The sequence below is a fragment of the Rhodococcus sp. BP-241 genome, assembly GCF_019836145.1.
In the GTDB taxonomy this organism is placed as follows: Bacteria; Actinomycetota; Actinomycetes; order Mycobacteriales; family Mycobacteriaceae; genus Rhodococcoides.
The window spans coordinates 180,523-199,538 of the sequence record NZ_JABUEI010000002.1; the positions used below are offsets into that span (position 1 = coordinate 180,523).

A 19,016-nucleotide genomic window follows, 5' to 3' on the forward strand; every position below is an offset into this window, starting at 1 on the left:
CCGGACCGGCGGGCGGGGCGACGCGACCAGCGCCGTCCCGCCCGCGGTCAGGCCCGAGTCGTGTCGACGTCCGGGTCCAGCAGATCGAGTGCGTGTCGGACGACGTCCATGTAGTGCTCGATGTCCGGCAGGGACCGTGCGTTCGCTGCGACGGACAGGGAGATCGACGTGCCGACCGACCGCGCCGAGTGCGTGAGATGCACCCCGCGCACGGCGGGAAGAACTCCGTAGCAGCCGACCACCGGCGCGCCGAGCAGCGCGAGTGGCCCGCGTCCGTAGCTCACGTTGCTGAGCATCGTGGTCACCGGCGCGGTCGCGGGATCGGTCGACGGCGCCCGCGTGAGGGCACCGATCACGGGGACCACGACGGAGGGCAACGCACCGAGAGGGTGTGGTGGGCCCGTGCGCTCGGTGGAGCGAGCCACCGATTCCTTCGCCGCCACCAGCGACTCGTGGATTCTGCGGAGGCGTTCCGCCGGATCCGGCACGTCGGTGTGCAGGTCGACCATCATCGGCGTGAGTTGGTTCGCGGTGGTCGCGTCGGTGAGCGAGCGTGTGCTCATCGGCATCGAGATCGAGAGACTGCCCGCGGGCAACTCGCCTCGTTCCTCGAGATAGGTCGAGAGGGCGAGCGAGATGATCGCGGTCAGCATGTCGTTGACCGTCGTGCCCGGGTACGCGGACTTGACGCGCCGGATGCGGTCGAGGTCGAACCAGGCCAGGTCCCACGACATGTCCGGTTCCTTGTCACCGTTGAACCGTGTCGCGGGCACTGCGGTCGGCGCGGTCGACGACGCCGGTGGGGTCCCGGCACGAGACCGCGTCGACCAGCGGACCGCCACCGCGGCGAGGCGCACCAGGTCGGCCGGAACGCGAGAGAGTGCCCGCACTCGACCGGGAACCGGAACCTCGGCGGTCTCCGGTCGCGGCTCTGCCGGAGTGGGGGACAACATGCGGGAGATGAGGTCGGAGGCACTCACACCGTCGATCGCGCTGTGGTGGAACTTGGCGATCATCACCGTGCCCCCGTCGGGGACCCCGTCGACGCCGTGCAGGTCCACCAGGAAGTGCAGTTGCCACGCCGGCCCGGTGGTGAAGTCGAAGAACTCACGGGAGAGTTCGACCGTCCGGCGGCGCACGATCTCGACGTCGCCGTCCTGCTGGTGCGTCACGGTGACGTGCGAGTCGACGTCCGCGTCCGGGTCGTCCACCCAGAAGGGGTAGTGGATGTCGCCGGGGTAACGGTGGAGCCGCTGCCGGAAGATCGGGTCGAGGTGCACGATCGAGCGGGCGTAGGCCACCGCATCGGCGTGCGTGCGTAGTCCGGTACCGGGGCCCGCGGCGACGTCGACCACGAAGGCGTGGATGAGGATCGCCGACGTGTGCGGCGACTCGAGATAGAGGTTGAGGGCGTCACGGGACGTCATCGGTCGCCCTCGGGTGGGGGTGGAGCGTCGTGTGGTTCGCCGGAATCGGCTCACGGGATCTCCTGTGCATGTCACGTCGGGTGGTGCCGCTTCCACGGTAGACAGCGGTGTCTCCGTCCAGGTGGTTCGTGCCTGATCCCGACAAGGTTCGGTCTGCTTTGTGTACTCTCCCGAATCGTGACGAATCAGTGATCGCGTCTCGCTTTCGCCGACCGACTCGGGTCGTACGTCGTCGGCTGACCGTGCAGCGAACTCGATGGTCGGACCCGGTTGCCTTGTCGGGGTTTTGGGACTGTGAAACACTGAATAACCGGATCGAGGACCAGCAGTCGAGGGTGGCGCGGACCGGGTTGCGATCCTCATCGACGACGCAGAGTGCGGTCGTCCCCGGATTCGGAGGTCCAGATCGGTGCAGTCGTTCGACACCGCGCGCGTAGCGAACCGAAGCGTCGGTATCGCCGAGGCGACGGACGCGGAGGACGACGGCGCCCGTGAGGACGGCCCAGCGCCCGTGCTCGACGCGGTTCCCCTGACCGCGGCTCAGCGCGGGATCTGGTTCGCTCAGCAGCTCGCCGGCTCCGTGCCGGTGTCGATAGCCCACTACGTCGACCTGCGTGGACCGGTCGACGCGGCGGCTCTCGAGGCGGCGATGATCTCGGTCGGCCGGCAGTTCGGGTCCGGGTTCGTGCGCATCGTCGAAGAGGACGGAGTGCCGGCCCAGGTGGTCGACCTGTCCATCACCGACACGGTGCGTTTCCTCGATCTGCGCGAGGATGCGACTCCCGTCGAGACGGCGATCGAGTGGATGCGCGCCGAGTGCGCCGCGCCTCTCGACATGACCTCCGACCGGCTGGTCGTCACCTACCTGATCAGGGTCGAGGACGAGCGCTACTTCTGGTACTGCCGGATCCACCACATCGTGTTGGACGGCTTCGGTGCGATGACCATGATCCGCCAGGTCGCGGCGCACTACACCGCGCTCGTCGAGGGCCGCGAGCCGACGCCGACGCGGGCGGGCGACCTCCGCACGGTCTACGACGACGACGTCGCCTACCGCGAGTCGACGCGATTCGAGAACGATCGCCGCCACTGGGCCGAGAAGTTCGAGACGCTCCCCACCGGAGTCTCGTTCGTCGACAGCACCGCACCGGTCTCGGTGCCGTGCCGGGCGGCGTCGGGACGCACTCCCGTCGAGGTCGCGGAATCTCTCGCGAAGGGTGTCGACTCGCTCGGCACCACCACGGTCACGCTGGCCATCGCCGCGTTCTCGGCGTTCGTCTCCCGCACCACCGGAACCACCGACGTCGTGCTGTCCCTCCCCGTGTCGGGCCGCGCGAGCGCGGTCCTGCGGCGCTCGGGCGGCATGGTCTCCAACGTCGTTCCCCTCGTCGTCCGCGTCGACGCCGCCGCCACCGTGTCCGACGTCATCGACCGCGTGCAGCGCGAACTCACCGGTGCGCTGCGCCGACAGCGGTACCGGCACGAGGACATCCGGCGCGACGCGGGTGAGATGACGAACACGCGCGGCCTCTTCGGTCCCACCGTGAACCTGATGATGTTCGACAACGAGATCGTGCTCGGCGACGTTCGTGGGTCGTACCACGTGCTCACCACCGGCCCGGTCGAGGATCTCTCGATCAACCTGTACCCGGCTCCCGGCGACGGCGACGAGCTGCAGATCGACTTCGAGTCCAACCCGAACCTCTACACCCAGCAGCGCGTCGAGGACCTGCGGTCGCGGTTCCTCGACTACCTCCGGCGCTTCTCGCACAGCGCTGCGGACGGCCGGGTCCTCGACATCGAGGTCCTCTCCCCGCACGAGCGCGCCACCCTGGTGCCCGCGCGGGGAGCATCGAGCGTTCGACCCCGGCGGTTCGTCGACGTCATCGACGACGCCGTCGCAGGGTCGCCCGACGCCATCGCGGTCGAGACGGCGCACGGCGCCCTCACCTACGCGCAGATGGACGCCTCGGCGAACCGCATCGCTCGACTGCTCGTCTCGCGCGGCGCGGGGCCGGAGACCACCGTGGCGATCGCCCTCCCACGGTCGCTGCACTCGATTCTCAGCACGTGGGCCGTGGCGCGAACGGGCGCGGCGTTCCTGCCGATCGACCCGGCGCTGCCCACCGCGCGCATCCTGCACCTCGTCTCCGACTCCGGGGCCGTCCTCGGTATCACCGACACCACCCGCGCGGGCAGCCTCCCCGATGCGCTCGACTGGCTCGCGATCGACGCCGTCGAGACCGACCGCCTGGTGTCGCAGTACTCGCCGGCGCGGGTCACCGACGCGCATCGGCTCTCGCCGATCCACCTCGAGACTCCGGCCTGGATGATCTACACCTCCGGATCGACCGGTCTCCCGAAGGGCGTCGTCGTCGGCAACGGCGGTGTCGCGAACCTGACGCGGGACATCGCTCTGCGTCTGGACGTCGAGTCGTCCTCCCGTGTCCTGGCCCTGGCCTCGCCCAGCTTCGACTCGTCGTTGTTCGAGATGCTCTCCGCCCTGAGCCGGTCGGCGACGCTGGTGGTGTCGCCGGCGGACGTCTTCGGCGGCGAGGAACTCGCGCGCTACCTGTCGGAGAAGGCGGTCACCCACGTGACCATCACCCCCGCCGCGCTGGCCTCGGTCGATCCGGACGGGCTCGATCACGTGCAGCACGTCGTCACCGCAGGCGAGGCCTGCCCACCCGATCTCGTGGCGCGGTGGGGTACCGGCCGACGCATGTACAACGCGTACGGACCCACCGAGATCACCATGATCAGCCACATGTCGCGGCCGCTGGATCCGGCCGCGCCGATCACCGTCGGCCGCCTGGTGCGCGGAGCCTCGTGCCTCGTTCTCGATCCATGGCTCCGGCCCGTGCCCGAGGGCGTCGTCGGCGAGCTGTATCTGTCGGGACCGTCCGTCGCGCGGGGTTATGTCCACGCACCCGGCGTCACGTCGGGGCGCTTCGTCGCGTCGCCGTACGAGCCGGGCGCACGGATGTACCGCACAGGCGATCTGGTGCGCTGGTCGGCCGACACCGAGATCGCGTACGTCGGCCGAGCCGACTTCCAGATCAAGATCCGCGGCATGCGCGTCGAACTCGGCGAGGTCGACGCGGTGCTGTCGATGCACGAGAGCGTCCGCGCGTCCGTGACCATCGCGCACCGACCGTCGTCCGGCTCCCTCGCGCTCGCGTCCTATGTCGTCCTGCAGGACGGCCGCACCGTCGACAGCGACGAGATCCACCGCTTCGCCGTGCAGAGTCTGCCGTCGCACATGGTGCCGTCGTCGGTGATGGTGCTCGACGCGCTCCCCATCACCGTCCAGGGCAAGATCGACCGGCGGAGTCTGCCCGAACCGGTCGTCGAGGTGCACGAGTTCCGGGCGCCGTCCATGCCTGTCGAGGAGATCGTCGCGTCGGTGTTCGGCGAGCTGCTCGGCGTCGACCGGGTCGGTCGCGACGACGACTTCTTCGCCCTCGGCGGGAACTCGTTGATCGCCACTCGCGCGGTCGCGCGACTCGGCAAGGCTCTGGACACCACGGTGACCGTGCGGACGCTGTTCGAGGCGCCGTCGGTGGCGGCCCTGGCGGCACGGGTGCAGTTCGAGTCCGGAGTCCCGCCGCGGCCACCCCTGGTCCGCCGCACGGCCGCCGACTCGGACGCTCTCGAGGACGCGCCGCCGTTGTCGTACGCGCAGCGCCGCATGTGGTTCCTCAACCGATTCGATCCGACGTCGGCCGCCTACAACATCCCGTTCGCCGTCCGGTTGGTCGGCGATCTCGACGTGCCGGCGCTGCAGGTGGCGATGCTCGACGTCATCGATCGGCACGAGTCGCTCCGCACGATGTATCCGGACACCCCGAACGGTCCCGTGCAGCTCGCACTGACGGCGGAGTCGATCGTTCCCGACCTCACCCCGGTCGACGTCCACGAGAACGCGCTGCCGTCCGCGGTGGCCGCGCTCGCCGGTCGTGCGTTCGACGTGACGGAGGAGGTCCCCGTCGCGGCGACCCTGTTCCGGACCGCGTACGACACGCACGTGCTCGCCGTCGTCGTCCACCACATCTCCGCGGACGGCGCCTCGATGGCTCCGCTCGCCCGCGATCTCATGGCGGCCTACAGCGCCCGGGTGTCGTGGTTCGCACCGACCTGGGCGCCGCTTCCCGTCCAGTACGCCGACTTCTCGGTGTGGCAGCGCGACGCCCTGGGCGACGAGAACGATCCCGAGTCGGTCATCGCGCAGCAGGAGCGGTACTGGCTCACCGCGCTCGCCGACCTGCCGGACGAGCTGCCCTTCCCGGTCGACCGGTCGCGGCCCACCGAGCCGACGTATGCCGGTGCGTCACACACCTTCTCGATCGAACCGGAGCTTCACGCGGCGCTCGTCGACGTGGCGCGCGCCCACAGCTCCACGCTGTTCATGGTCGTGCACTCGATCCTCGCGATCGTGCTCGCACGCCACTCGGGCACGGACGACGTGACGGTGGGGACACCGGTCGCCGGTCGCGGCGACGCCGCCGTCGACGACATGATCGGCATGTTCGTCAACACCCTCGCGCTGCGTACCCGCGTCGACGTCGGCGCCGGATACCGCGACCTGCTCGCCCACATCCGCGAGCAGGACCTCGGTGCCTTCGCCCACGCCGACGTCCCGTTCGAGCGGCTCGTGGAGGTCATCGATCCGCCGCGTTCACGCGCGCGGCACCCCATCTTCCAAGTGCTCCTGTCGTTCCAGAATCTCGGCCAGGCGCACTTCGAGCTGACCGACCTGCGCCTCGAGACCGTCGAGTTCGATCTGGGTGTGGCCAAGTTCGACCTGCAGTTCACCCTGGTGGACTCCCTGACACCGCTCGGAGCTCCGGACGGTCTCGCCGCGACCATCGCGTACGCGACGGACCTGTTCGACCGGGAGACCATCGGGTCCCTCGCGGAACGTTTCGTGGCCGTCGCCCGCGCGGTGGCCGCGGATCCCGATGTCGTCCTCGACGAGATCGACCTGCTCGGCGGAGTGGAACGCGAGCGCGTCACGGCGCCCGTGTTGCCGGAGGGGACCACGGAGGCGGTCTCGCTGACCTCGCGATTCCGTCGGCGCGCAGCCGAGAACCCCGATGCGACGGCACTCGTCGACGCAGCGGGTTCGCACACGTACGGAGACTTCGCGGCGCGCGTGAATCGCGTCGCCCGATCCCTGGTCGAGCGTGGCGTCGGTCCGGAGGTCGCCGTCGTCGTCGCTCTCCCGCGCTCGGTCGACGCACTCGTCGCGGTGTACGCCGTGCTCGAGGCCGGTGGCGCGTACGTCCCCGTGGATCCGGAGCAGCCTGCGGCCCGCATCGATCAGATCGTCGCCGCCACCGCGGCGCGCTGCGTTGTCGTGGCCGAGCCCGACGCACTCCCGGTGGCGGGCGAGGGAGCCGTGTCGTTGGCGACACTCGACGATCCGTCCGTCTCGTCCGCTCCGCTGACCGACACCGACCGGACGGGCTCCGTGCGCGCCGGCACCACCGCCTACGTCATCTTCACGTCCGGCTCGACGGGTGTGCCGAAGGGTGTGTCCGTCCCGCACGGTGCCGTCACGCACCAGGTGGACTGGTTCGCGCGCACCTACGCGCTGACCGAGAACGACGTGGTGCTCGCCAAGACCCCGATGACCTTCGACGTCTCGGTGTGGGAGATGTTCGCGACACTGGCGGTCGGGGGCACCCTCGCCGTCGCCGATGCCGACGGTCACCGTGATCCCGAGTACCTGATGCGGGCCATCTCGCGGTACGGCGTGACGGCCGTGTCGTTCGTCCCGTCCATGTTCGCCGTCTTCACCGAGGCCGCTGACGACTACGCCTGCCGCTCACTGCGTCTGGTGTTCCTGGCAGGTGAGGCCCTCGGTCGCGCCGCGGTGGACACGTTCCGCGAGAAGTGCGACATCGACGTGCACAACCTGTACGGCCCCACCGAGTTCGCGGTCCACGCGACGGCACATCCGGTCGGGCGGGGCGAACCGCCGTCCGTGCCGATCGGGATCCCGGTCGACGGCACCGCCGCGCTCGTGCTCGACGGTCGCTTCCGGCCCGTGCCGGACGGTGTCGTGGGCGAGCTGTATCTGTGCGGCGTCCAGGCGGCGCGGGGGTATCACGGGCGTCCGGACCTGACGGCGGACCGGTTCGTCGCACTGCCCGGCCACGACGGTGCGCGCATGTACCGCACCGGTGACCTGGCCCGGTGGAACCACCACGGCCATCTCGAGTTCGCGGGGCGCGTCGACCACCAGGTCAAGCTGCGTGGACTGCGCATCGAACTCGGCGAGGTGGAGGCGGCGGTCTCCGCGTCGTCGCGCGTCGCCCGTTCGGTCGCCATTGTCCGCGACGACACGCTCGTCGCCTACGTCGTGCCCGCGCCGGGAGCGACGGTCGACACCGACCTGCTCCGAGCGGACGCGGCGCGCATCCTGCCGGCGTACATGGTGCCGGTCGTGGTCGTCCTGGACGCGCTGCCCGTCAGCGCGAGCGGCAAGCTCGATCGCTCGGCGCTGCCCGACCCGGTGGTGGACGTGCAGCGATACCGCGCACCGCGTACGCAGGAGCAACGCGTCGTGGCCGAGGTCCTCGCGGAACTCCTGGGCGTGGAGCGCGTCGGGCTCAACGACAACTTCTTCGCTCTCGGCGGGAACTCGCTGGTGGCGACCCGCGTCGCGGCCCGCATCGGAGACGAGCTGGGTGTGCGGGTGCCGTTGCGCGCCGTCTTCGACGCGGCCACGGTGGCAGACCTCGCGGACAGCCTCGACACCGTCGTCACCACCAGTCGACACCTGACGTCGACTCCCCGCCCCGAGGTCGTTCCTCTCGCTCCGGCACAGCAACGGCTCTGGCTCGCCAACCGTGTCGATCCGACGGCGGCGACCTACAACCTGCCGATGGGCCTGCGGCTCACGGGACCACTCGATGTGGATGCCCTGCGCGTCGCGGTCGACGACGTCGTCGCCCGACACGAGACGCTGCGCACCGTCTACCCCGACGTCGACGGTCACGGGCGTCAGTCCGTGCTCGCACCGGTGGGCCGGCCGCTGACCCCGATCCCGGTGACGGAGGCCGAGCTCGCGGCGCGTGTGGTGGCGGTGGCGACCACGCCGTTCGACGTGACGACGCAGGTGCCGCTGCGCGTCGAGTTGTTCCGCCTCGGCGACGAGGAGCACGTGCTCGTCGTGGTCGTGCACCACATCGCGGCCGACGGCTTCTCGATCGCGCCCCTCACCGTCGACGTCGTGACGGCATTCGCGTCGCGCACGGCGGGCGTGCTGCCGGCGTGGACGCCGCTCGAGGTCCAGTACGCGGACTACGCCCTGTGGCACCGCACGCTGCTGGGCGACCCGGCAGATCCCGAGTCGGTCTCGGCACGTCAGCTCGCCTACTGGCGCGAGACCCTGGCAGGGCTCCCTGGTGAGCTGTCCTTGCCGCAGGACCGTCCGCGTCCTCCGGCACCGTCCGGTGTGGGTGCCTCCGTGCGCTTCGAGATCCCGGCGCAGACGTACGAGCTGGTCCGCGATCTGGCACGGGAGCGGCGCGCGACTCCGTTCATGGTGGTGCACGCGGCGCTGTCCGTCGCCCTGTCGCGCATCAGCGGGTCGACCGACATCTGCGTCGGCACCGCGGTGGCGGGTCGAGGCAGCGCCGAACTCGATCCTCTGGTCGGCATGCTCGTGAACACCCTGGTGCTGCGCCTGGCGGTCGACGAGGACGCGTCCGTCGTCGATCTCGTCGACGATGCGCGGGGTGTCGCCCTCTCGGCGTTCGCCCACGCGGACGTGCCGTTCGACACCGTGGTCGACACGGTGGCGCCTGCGCGGTCGTCGTCGCTGTTCCGCGTGGCTCTGGCGTACCAGAACACCGAGCGTTCGGAGATCGATCTCTCGGGTCTGCACGTCGAGCAGTTGCAGAACCCGTTCGATCCCGCCCAGTTCGATCTCACGCTGACCATCGAGGACTCTCCTCACCGCGAGCACTCGGACCCGGTGACCGGCATCGTCACCTATGCCACCGATCTGTTCGACGAGGCCACGGCGGCCACCTTCGCCACCGTCTTCTCGTCCGCGCTCGACGCGGTGGTGGCGGATCCGGGCGGTGCCGTCTCCTCGATCGCCCTGGCCTCGGGCCCGTCGACCGACGCCGACGAGCCGGTGGCCGCGGCCGTGCAGACGAGTCGGCCGCAGCCCGTCGACCTGCCCTCGATGATCACCGCGTCCGTCGAGGCGGATCCGGGAGCTCCCGCGTACGCACGGGGCGAGTTCGAGATCAGCTGGGCCGAGATGGACGCCCGGTCCAATCGCATCGCCCGGGTCCTGCTGGCCGAGGGGGGTGGGCCCGGCCGACCGGTCACCCCGCTGGTCGAGGCACCCGAGGACAGGATCGCGGCGACCTGGGCCGCGGCGAAGATCGGCGCGACGCTGACGGACGCGGACACCGCGATCCGGGTGACGTCCGACGACCGTTTCACGCAGGGCCCGGTCGGACCGCTGTCCGCCGCGGACGGCATCGTGTCCGCCGGTCCCGGCGATCCACTCGTCGCCCTGGGCGATGCCACGCTGACGCACGCAGCGCTCGCCTCGTGCATCACCGCGGACAGTCTTCAGGTGACGCACGAATCGCGGGTGGCGGTGGCCGCCGGGGCGCCGCTGGACCTCGAGGTGCTCGCCGTGGTGGTCGCTGCCGCGGCCGGAGCGACGACCGTGAGTCTCGACGCCTCCGACGATCTCGCCGACGCGCTCGCCGACGAGTGGGTCACCCATGTCGTGCTGTCCGAGTCCCAACTCGCGTCGCTCGACACGCAGGGACTGGACGACCTCGAGGTCATCGTCGTGAGCGATGCCGATCAGGCACCCGCGGCGGCGCCGCTGGACGTCACGGTGCTCACCGGGACGGCGCTGCGAGGCTAGTCGGTGTCGACGCTCGCGGGGGCCGCTGCGCGCGGCGCGGCGACGTCGTCGAGCGTGGCCGCCGCGAGCGCGTCCACGGCGTCCCGGATCATCGCGCAGTAGCGGTCCGGCTCCGCCATCATGGTCGACTCGACCGTCACGGTGAGTGCCAGACGGTCGCCGAGCGAGGTGATGTGGTGGATGAGTCCCATGCCGTCGACCGTGGGCATCGGCATGAACGCGGCCACCGCGCGGGCGCCCAGGAACCACAGGTCGTCGCTTCCGTGCGGCATGTTCGACACCACGGTGGTGGACGGCACTGTCGGACGGTCGTGAGGAGCCAGGGTGGACAGGGCGCCGATCGCCCGCAGGAGGAGGGGCGGAGCGACGTCGAAAGGGCTGACCTCGTGCCGAGACGTCAGATCCTGCACCCGCCTCTTGGCGTCGGCAGCCGAAGCGTGCACAGCGCGGAGGCGCAGGAGCGGGTCGACGACCGTGGTGTGCAGGTCGACGTCCGCGAACGTGGTCTGATTCGCCGCTGCGGTGTCGTGGGTCGCGTGGATGTCGAGCGGCATGGTCGTGCTCAAGGTGGCCGCAGGGTGTTCCCCTGCCTGGTCGAGGAACTGGGTGAGTGCCAGGGAGACCGCCGTGAGCAGCACGTCGTTCACGGTGATTCCGGGAACGGCTCGCGAGATCGTCCGGACGTGTGCGAGGTCCAGCCAGACGATCCGGACGCGGTGGTCGAGTGCGATCCGGGCGTTGAAGCGGGTCGCGGGCCGCGGTGGCCGCGGTGTCTCGGGTGCAGCCCGGCGCACGGCCGCCATCGTCCGGACGAACATCGCCGTCCGGCGGGGCATCGTGGCGGCGTCCTTCCACAGCGGCGGAATCGGGCCCGGAACCGCGGTTCCGCGGCGCTCCGCGACACGTCCGTCGTGCGAGAGGTCGGGAGACGCGAACAGGGCTCGGACCACGGCCACCAGCCCCAACCCGTCCATCGACGCGTGATGGACCTTGATCACCACCGCGGTCGCGCCCTCCGGAAGGTGCGGCACGCCGTGGATGCCCGTCAGGACGTGCAGTTCCCACCCCGACGACGCCAGCGTCATCGGAGTGGCCATGACCCGAGCGATGTGGCGCTCGACGGGGTCCCATCCCGGTCGATCGATCGGAGTGACGACGACGTGGTCGTCGAGGTCCACGTCGCCGGTCACCCAGAACGGGTCACCGAGATCGCCGGCGCGCCGTCGGAGCCGCCGGCGGAACACGGGGGAGACGTCGAGACGTCCACGCATCCACGCGCACACCGTGGCGTGGGTCGGGGATGCTCCCATCGTGCCGGCGGCGTCGAACACCATCACGTCGACGAGGTTGGCGATCACCCGCTCGCTCTCGGCGAGGACGTTGATCGCGTCCCGGGGTGATACTCGAACGCCGATGAAGGGCTGTCGGAATCGTGTCACGGCGTCGGTCCTCGCGTTCGGCCACTGCGCCGACCAGCATCCGCGGGCCGCGCCTACAGCGACTACATTGCCGGAACCGAGCGTTCTGTTACGCCCTTTTCGGGCCGATCGGGCGGCCATTGTGACCGGCCGGTCGCGGCAGCGTCAGAACGTCTCGGCGGCGCGACGGTACCCACGCACCGCAGGCCCCACGAACACCAGGAACAACCCGAACGACCAGGCCAGCGACTGCAACAGCGGGGAGGTGACCGGGCCACCGAGTGTGAGGCCCTTCATCGAATCGACCGCACAGGAGATGGGGTTGTGCTCGACGAACGGTTGCAACCACGTCGGATAGGCCCGCGTCGGGACGAAACCGGAATTGAAGAACATGAGAATGGTGAACACCATTCCGACGGCCTCGACCAGAGGGAAGGTGGTGGTCACGATCGCGGCCGAGGTGACGAACACCGCGAACCCGAGGCCGAACGCCAGCGGCACGAGCATCGCCAGCACGCCCGGAACGGGCCCCTGCTCGAACCGGAAGCCGAGCGTGAACCCGACGACGACGATGAGCAACGTCGTGGTGACGATGCGGGCGGTCTCGGCCAGGAGTCGACCCACCAGACCCGCGGCGCGGTGCACCGGCAGGGTCTGGAAGCGGGACACCAGACCGGCCGCACGCTCTCGGCGCAGACCCACCGCGCTCGCGAGCGACCCGGACATGGCGGCGACCATGGCGATCAGCGGGACGGTGCCGAAGATGCTGTTCTCTCCGGTGGCCGCCGACACGGAGTTGCCGAGCACCGTGCGGAGCATGAGAAGGAAGACCACCGGGTACACGACGGCCTGGATGATGGTGAGCGGATCGCGAGCCCAGCGACGGAGCAGGCGGCCACAGTGCAGCACGCTCTGCGACGCCAGCCCGGCGAGGCTGCGTTCGCCCACGAGGCGTTCCGGTTCGGGGAGCGCGCGCAGATCGAAGCGGGGTTCGGACGCGGTGTCGGTCATGATCGCCTCGTGCTGGCCCAGACCGCGAGCGGTACGAGGACCACGATGAGGCCCACCGCCCAGGCGATCGCCGGCCACAGTGTCGCGGAGTTGACGCCCCCTTCGGCCATGTCACGCATGGCCTTCGAGAAGAGGGAGATGGGCTGGTTGCGGACGAACGGACGGATCCATTCGGGGAAGCCTGTCTCGGGAACGAAGCCCGACGACAACATGCCGAGGATCAGCTGGGGCAGGGTCAGTGCCTGGCTGGTGGCCTCGGGGGACCGGGACAACGATCCGATCGCGTCGCCGCCCGTGGTCAGCGCCGCGCCGACGAGGAGTGCGAACAGCATGAAGATGACGGCGTCGTCGAGTCCTGCCTGGAATCGGAACCCGATGAGGGAGCCGTAGACCAGCGCGGCTATCAGGGAGAGACTCGCGTGCACCAGGTTGGCCGTCGCTCTCGACAGCAGCGGTACCCACGGGGTGACCGGCATCGTCTGCAGACGGGTGGTCATACCCGACTGACCCTCGATGGCAGCACGCTGCGCTGCGGAGATGGCGGTGAACGCCATGGCCTGCAGGCAGATGATCGGCATGAGGAACTGGGCGTAGTCCAGGCCCTGGAACTGCATGACGAGCCGGAGCGGCAGGTAGAAGCCGACCGTGTAGACGGCCGGGGCGACCACGGCGACCACGAGGCTGCCGGACCTGGCCATCGATCCCAGGGACCGTCCGGACAGGCTCGCCCACTGCTTGAACGCCGTGGGTTCCGGTGCTCGGTGCGAGGCACGTCCTGCGTCTCGGGTGGCCGTCACGAGGGTGCGCCCGAGCCGATGGCGGGTTCGGCCGGAGCCGCATCACCCTGCGACTGACCGGTGAGGCTCAGGAACACGTCGTCGAGGGACGGCCGGCGCAGACCGATGTCGGACAGTTCGATGCCCGCGGCGTCGAGCCTCTTCAGCGCCTCGGCCAGCGTGCCGGGGCCGTCCGGTGCGGGAATGATGATGCTGTCGCCCTGCAGGTCGGCGGCGCTGAAGGTGGGCGGAAGCAGACCGGCGAGAGCATCTGCGGCGCGGCGCAGTTCGGTGGGATCCAGCGGGCTGATGTGGCAGTAGTTGCCGCCCGTCATCGACTTCAACTCGTCGGCCGTGCCCTGCGCGATGACCCGACCGCGATCGATGACGATGATGCTGTCGCTGAGAACGTCGGCTTCCTCGAGGTACTGCGTGGTCAGCAGCGTCGTGATGCCCTGGTCTCGCAGCGACGACACGAGTGACCACACCGCCTTGCGGCTGCGCGGGTCGAGTCCGGTGGTCGGCTCGTCGAGGAACACGACCTTCGGACGCACCACGAGACCGCACGCGATGTCGATGCGTCGACGCATACCGCCGGAGTAGCCGCGGACCTGTCGATCCCCGGCCTCGATCAAGTCGAAGTCGTTGAGAAGGTTCTCGGCGCGCACACGGGCCGACTTCTTCGTCAGTCCCATGAGACGACCGAAGAGGACGAGGTTCTCCCGGCCGGTCAGGGCGTCGTCGAGAGCGGCGTACTGACCCGTCATGAGGATGGAACGCCGGACGGCCGCAGGATCCTGCGCCACGTCGTGGCCTGACACCACCGCACGTCCGCGATCCGGTCGGACCAGCGTCGCGAGCACCTTCACGGTGGTGGTCTTCCCGGCGCCGTTGGGCCCGAGAACTCCGAGGATGGAGCCGGTGGGGACGCTGAAATCGATGCCGCGCAGTGCGTCAACCGTTCCGAAGGACTTGTGAACGTCCTCTACGAGTACGGCTGTGTCGTCTGATGGCATTGGTCTCCACTGTCGTCGGGTGCGGTGTCGTCAGTGCTCGTCGCTCGAGAGCGATCATGCCCGACCGAGTCGGTCGCGGAGCGACGTGTCGAGCGTGCGGCACTGTCGAAGTCATCCCGCGAACCCCGACCGATGTTACTTCTTCCACGTGGGAGCCGTGGTGGTGGACCGAGTCCGACCACGTCCGAGGACGCGGCCGAACCCGTTTCGACTGTGTGGTGGCAGGTGAGTCAGGAGGCGACGTTCGCGCGCTCCCGTGCGTGGCGAGGGAGTGATCCCAGGCGAGAGAACTGGGCGGCGGCGGAGTGCTCCAGGCCTCGCAGCCCGTCCTCCACGTGGTGCAGAACGGTGGCGAGGTCGAGTGCAGGCACCGAGGAGGAGAGTGTCACCACGGTGGCTGCGCCGACACGGCACACGGTGGCGGTGACGGAACGCGCGTCCTCCGCGATGTGCGGTCCGAAGGACAGAAGGTCGGGCGTGTCGACCCCGGACGGCGGGACCGGCATGTCCGCGACGAGCAGAGCGGTGACGGGTGACGTCCCGGCCGGAACCGCGCGCCGCACGGCGGTGGAGACGACCGTCGACACCACGTCCGCGATCGTGGTCTGACCGAGTCCCGCGGAGATCTGCTCGAGTCGGACGGTGGGGAACTGCGCGACGAGTGAACGGGCGTCACCCCGTGGTGCCGGGTACGCCGGCGCGTCGGCACCGTCGAACGGTCGGTACGCGTGGCGTGCCACGGGCCCACCCGGACGAGCGGGACGGCCGGGAGCGAGGACGGTCTCGACGATGCGGGTGATCGTGCGCGACTCGACGGGCCCGACTGCGGAGCGGAACACGGCGACTGCCGATCCGCTCGGCACCGCATCGAAGCCCGACACCTCGGTGAAGACGTCGAGGCACCACGGTGCGTCGGTCGACGGGTGCGCGGCGTCGAGAAGCGCGACGACGGTGCCGGCCGCGACGCCCGGCGCGTGGACGGTCACCCGCGCGTGCTCGTCGGTTCCGAGCAGACCTGCCTCTGCGGCGAGGTCGGTCAAGTGCCTCGACATGCGATCCGGCGTGGAGCTCTCGGATCCCGGACGCACGACGAACACGTGACGGCGGAGAGACGTGGGTGCATGCGTCCAGACGCCGACGGATGCGCGAGGGGTGTCCGTCGTGGTGACGGGAGTGCGGCTGTGTCGGGGCGCCATGGCGTGTCCTTCGGTGTGCGGGTTCGGGCTGCGGAACGAGTGAGAGGACGTCACGGCGAGACCGTGATCGTCGTGGGGGTGACGGCGGCCTGCGCCGCCGGAGGATCGGCGTCGCTCGGAGCGACCGCCGCCTCCAGACGGTCGAATGCGGTGCGGATGTGGCGTATGTATCGAGCGGTGTCCGGCATCGCGTCGTCCACGGACGTGACCGACACGAACATCGACGCGCCGAAGGTGGCGACGGCGTGCGCCAGAGCCACTCCGGTGACGGTGGGGAGGGGCCCGAAGACGCCCACCATGGGTGATCCGGCGATCGTGACTCCGCCCACGCCGTACGGCACGTTGGTGATCATCGTGTTGGTGGCGACCCGTGCCGGTGCGGCCGGTGACCTCATGGTCTTGCCCAGCAACGCCATCAGCGGCGCCGGCATCACGGTGAGCGGATGCGCCGGCAGCCGGGTGGCGACAGCGGTGGCGTGGTCCTTGGCCCGCGACGCCGACGCGTGCACGGCCCGCAGGCGCACCACCGGGTCGATCACATCGGTGTGCAGCGACAACGTCGCGACCGCGATCCGGTTGGCGTTGGTGCTCTCCCCCATGGCGCGCGTGCTCACCGGGATGGTGGTGCCCAACGAGTCGGTGGGCAGCTCACCGTCCTCCGCGAGATACGCGGACAGCGCGAGCGAGACGACCGTGACCATGACGTCGTTGAGAGTGACGCCTCCGGCCCTGTTCTTCAGTGCGCGGACACGGCTCATCTCGAAGAACGTCATGTCGAAGACCATCGACGGGCGTACTCGACGGTTGAAGCGCGTGGCGGGGAAGGATTCGTGCGCTGCGGTGCCGGAGTCGGACGAGGCCTTCAGTGCGCGGGCCGCCGTTCGCCGCCGCAGCGCCGCTCCCGTGAGGGTCACGATGTCGCGCGGAAGTGCGCGTGCCGCTCGGACGGGACTTGGGACGTCCACCGCAGTGTCCGGGTCCACGCGCGGTGTCGGGTTCGGGCCGAAGACGCGGTTCACCAGTTCGACGGACCCCATGCCGTCGATCGCGCTGTGGTGGCTCCGGAAGATCACCACGGTGGCGCCCTCGGCCACCCCGTCGATGCCGGTGACGTCGAGGACGAAGTGGAACTGCCACGGCGGGCGTTCACGCGGCAGCCGTGTGGTCGTGAAGTCGGTGATCATCGACACGAGCAGGTCGCGGCTCTGTCCCGCCGGCGGCGTGTGCACGTACACGTGCTCGGTGACGTCGACCTCGGTCGGTACCCAGTGAGGGAACGCCAGGTTCGCGGGGACCGACACCAGCAGCCGGGTGAAGAGCGGGTCGAGCGCGAGGATGCCGCGCCCGAACTCGGCGGCATCGGCGACGGAGCGCACGGACGCGCCGTCGGCCAGGACGTAGCAGTGCACCACGGCGGCGGACGTGAGCGGCGACTCGAAGAAGAAATTGAGGGCGTCGCGTGCGTGCATGGCGGTACCACGTTCGGCCGTGCCCCGACGTGCCATGGTCATGTTCCGGCCCTTCAGCGATGTGATGAAGGGGAAAGCTACTCCGACCGAACGTTCTGTACAAGCTTTATGCCCGTTTTTACGCTGTAACAAAACTGTAGGCATGCTAAGCAACGGTGGCGACGGACGCGCGCTCGCTGGTGTCGGTCGCGACCGCGAGCGTGTCCAGCGCCGAGGCGAGCAGTGCCGTGTAGTGGTCGACGTCCGGCATCAGGGCGCGGTGGGACACCGCGGTCAGGCACATCCGACCGCCGGCCGACACGACGACGTGCGCGAGTTGGACCCCCTCCACCACAGGGAGGGGTGCGAACACGCCCGTCACGGGCGCGCCCGCCAGCTCCATCCGGTCGTTGCCGTAGGCGATGTTGGAGATCAACGTGTTCGTGCCGGTCGTCGTGGGGGCAGCGGGGCGGCGGGGCATCAGTCGAGCGATCGCCGCCAGGAGTGGGGCCGGTGCCGAGTTCATGGGATGGGAGGGGAGGCTGCGGAGCCGCGTCGCGAGGTCGGACTTGCGGTCGCGTGCTGCCGCGGAGACCGCGCGCAGACGGTCGACCGGATCTGCGACGTCCGTGAACAGATCGACCACGGCGATCGCGAGCTGGTTCGCGGTCTCGCCCGTCGTGTCGACGGTGCGCACGTTGACGGGGAACGACGCCCCGAGGCTCGTGGCCGGGAGCTCGCCGCCCAGGTAGTCCGACAGCGCGATCGACACCACTGTCATGACGACGTCGTTCACGGTCGCGCCAGGCACGGCGGATTTGATCGCGCGAACACGATCGAGGTCGAACCACGCCATTCCGAACGTCATGTCCGGAGCGAGATTTCGATTGAAACGCGTGGCCGGGTAGTGATGGGCGGTGGGTCGCTGTGCAGGGTCGAGCTGCCGGACCGCACGCCACCGGCGGACACCGCGGCCGGCGAAACCGGCGAACTCGCGGGGAAGCGAACGAAGAGCAGCGAACGGGGTCGGCACGATGATGCTCTCGCGGTCGAAGACGTCGTTGCGGTGCGCCGAGACGTCCGCGGACGGCGGGGCCAGCATCCGGTGTACGAGCGACGTGGTGCCCATCCCGTCGATGGCGCTGTGGTGCACCTTGAGGAGGAGCACACTGCCGCCCTCGGGAACGCCCGGTACTCCGCGCAGACCTGTCACGAGGTGGATCTGCCACGCGGGGACGTCGAAGTCGAACGGCGTGCTCGAGGCGTCCATCACTCGTCGACGCAGGAAGTGGTCCGGATGCTCGTCGGCCGCGGAAGCATCGTGGACGAACACGTGCGCGCGGACGTCGACGTCGCACTCGACCCACACGGGAAAGGCGAGGTCGGCGATCGTCGTCCGCAGGCGACGCCGGAACAGAGGGTGGAGGTCGAGCACGCTTCGCGCGAAGCGCTCGACGTCCGCAAGCGTGCGGAGCGATCCGTCCGAGCGGGCGGCGTCCACGACGATGCCGTGCACGATGGTGCCCGGCGTGCGCTCGCTCTCGAAGTAGTAGTTCAGCGCGTCCCGCGGTGCCATCGGCTCACCCACCGCGGAGGTATGTCGTCGTGTCGCCATCGGAAGTACCGCCTTCGTCTCGGTCGGGGCCGGAACGCTGTGACCGGGCCGCAGCCTCGTTCGGCCGCCTGTACCCGATGATCGCCCTGTTTCAGGCCCGTGTTACCGGAATGACGAATCTTCTTGCTCGTGCATGGCCGCACGCCCGTCTGTGACGTCGCCTAGAGTGCGAGGCGATGGGGCGCATGACACTGCTGTGAC

General features: G+C 69.7%; 9 protein-coding genes. 1 reads left to right on the forward strand and 8 read right to left on the reverse strand.

The window, feature by feature from the left end; translation table 11 throughout:
• Window positions 1-47 precede the first annotated feature (47 nt).
• Window positions 48-1,427: a wax ester/triacylglycerol synthase domain-containing protein gene (locus HQ308_RS04215; RefSeq protein WP_027504637.1), complete on the reverse strand. Its 1,380-nt coding sequence runs from the start codon at window positions 1,425-1,427 to the stop codon at window positions 48-50.
• A gap of 409 nt (window positions 1,428-1,836) precedes the next feature.
• On the opposite strand from HQ308_RS04215, the gene HQ308_RS04220 reads away from it, so the two are divergent.
• A complete protein-coding gene (locus tag HQ308_RS04220) occupies window positions 1,837-10,335 on the forward strand; it encodes a non-ribosomal peptide synthetase (RefSeq protein ID WP_222645515.1) in 8,499 nt (2,832 codons plus the stop codon).
• On the opposite strand, the gene HQ308_RS04225 is transcribed toward HQ308_RS04220, so the two are convergent.
• From HQ308_RS04225 to HQ308_RS04255, 7 genes are all read right to left on the reverse strand, one after another.
• A complete protein-coding gene (locus HQ308_RS04225; protein WP_222645516.1) occupies window positions 10,332-11,774 on the reverse strand; it encodes a wax ester/triacylglycerol synthase domain-containing protein in 1,443 nt (480 codons plus the stop codon). The two genes, HQ308_RS04220 and HQ308_RS04225, sit on opposite strands and share 4 nt — an antisense overlap.
• 144 nt (window positions 11,775-11,918) lie before the next feature.
• Entirely contained in the window at window positions 11,919-12,764 is an 846-nt protein-coding gene (locus HQ308_RS04230) for an ABC transporter permease (protein WP_027504639.1), read from the reverse strand.
• Window positions 12,761-13,561, reverse strand: coding sequence for an ABC transporter permease (locus tag HQ308_RS04235; protein WP_037184733.1), 801 nt, complete (start codon window positions 13,559-13,561; stop codon window positions 12,761-12,763). The genes HQ308_RS04230 and HQ308_RS04235 overlap by 4 nt, the downstream gene beginning before the upstream one ends.
• Window positions 13,558-14,556, reverse strand: a complete 999-nt coding sequence (locus HQ308_RS04240; RefSeq protein WP_027504640.1) for a daunorubicin resistance protein DrrA family ABC transporter ATP-binding protein — start codon at window positions 14,554-14,556, stop codon at window positions 13,558-13,560. Before HQ308_RS04240 ends, HQ308_RS04235 begins: the two co-directional genes overlap by 4 nt.
• Before the next feature lie 230 nt (window positions 14,557-14,786).
• On the reverse strand, window positions 14,787-15,752 hold the full coding sequence (locus HQ308_RS04245) for a hypothetical protein (RefSeq protein ID WP_222631715.1): 966 nt from the start codon (window positions 15,750-15,752) through the stop codon (window positions 14,787-14,789).
• A 50-nt stretch (window positions 15,753-15,802) separates the two neighbouring features.
• A complete protein-coding gene (locus tag HQ308_RS04250) occupies window positions 15,803-17,263 on the reverse strand; it encodes a wax ester/triacylglycerol synthase domain-containing protein (protein ID WP_222645517.1) in 1,461 nt (486 codons plus the stop codon).
• Window positions 17,264-17,366: 103 nt separating this feature from the next.
• Complete coding sequence (locus tag HQ308_RS04255) at window positions 17,367-18,815, reverse strand: wax ester/triacylglycerol synthase domain-containing protein (RefSeq protein WP_081821133.1); 1,449 nt, start codon at window positions 18,813-18,815, stop codon at window positions 17,367-17,369.
• Between the last annotated feature and the right edge of the window lie 201 nt (window positions 18,816-19,016).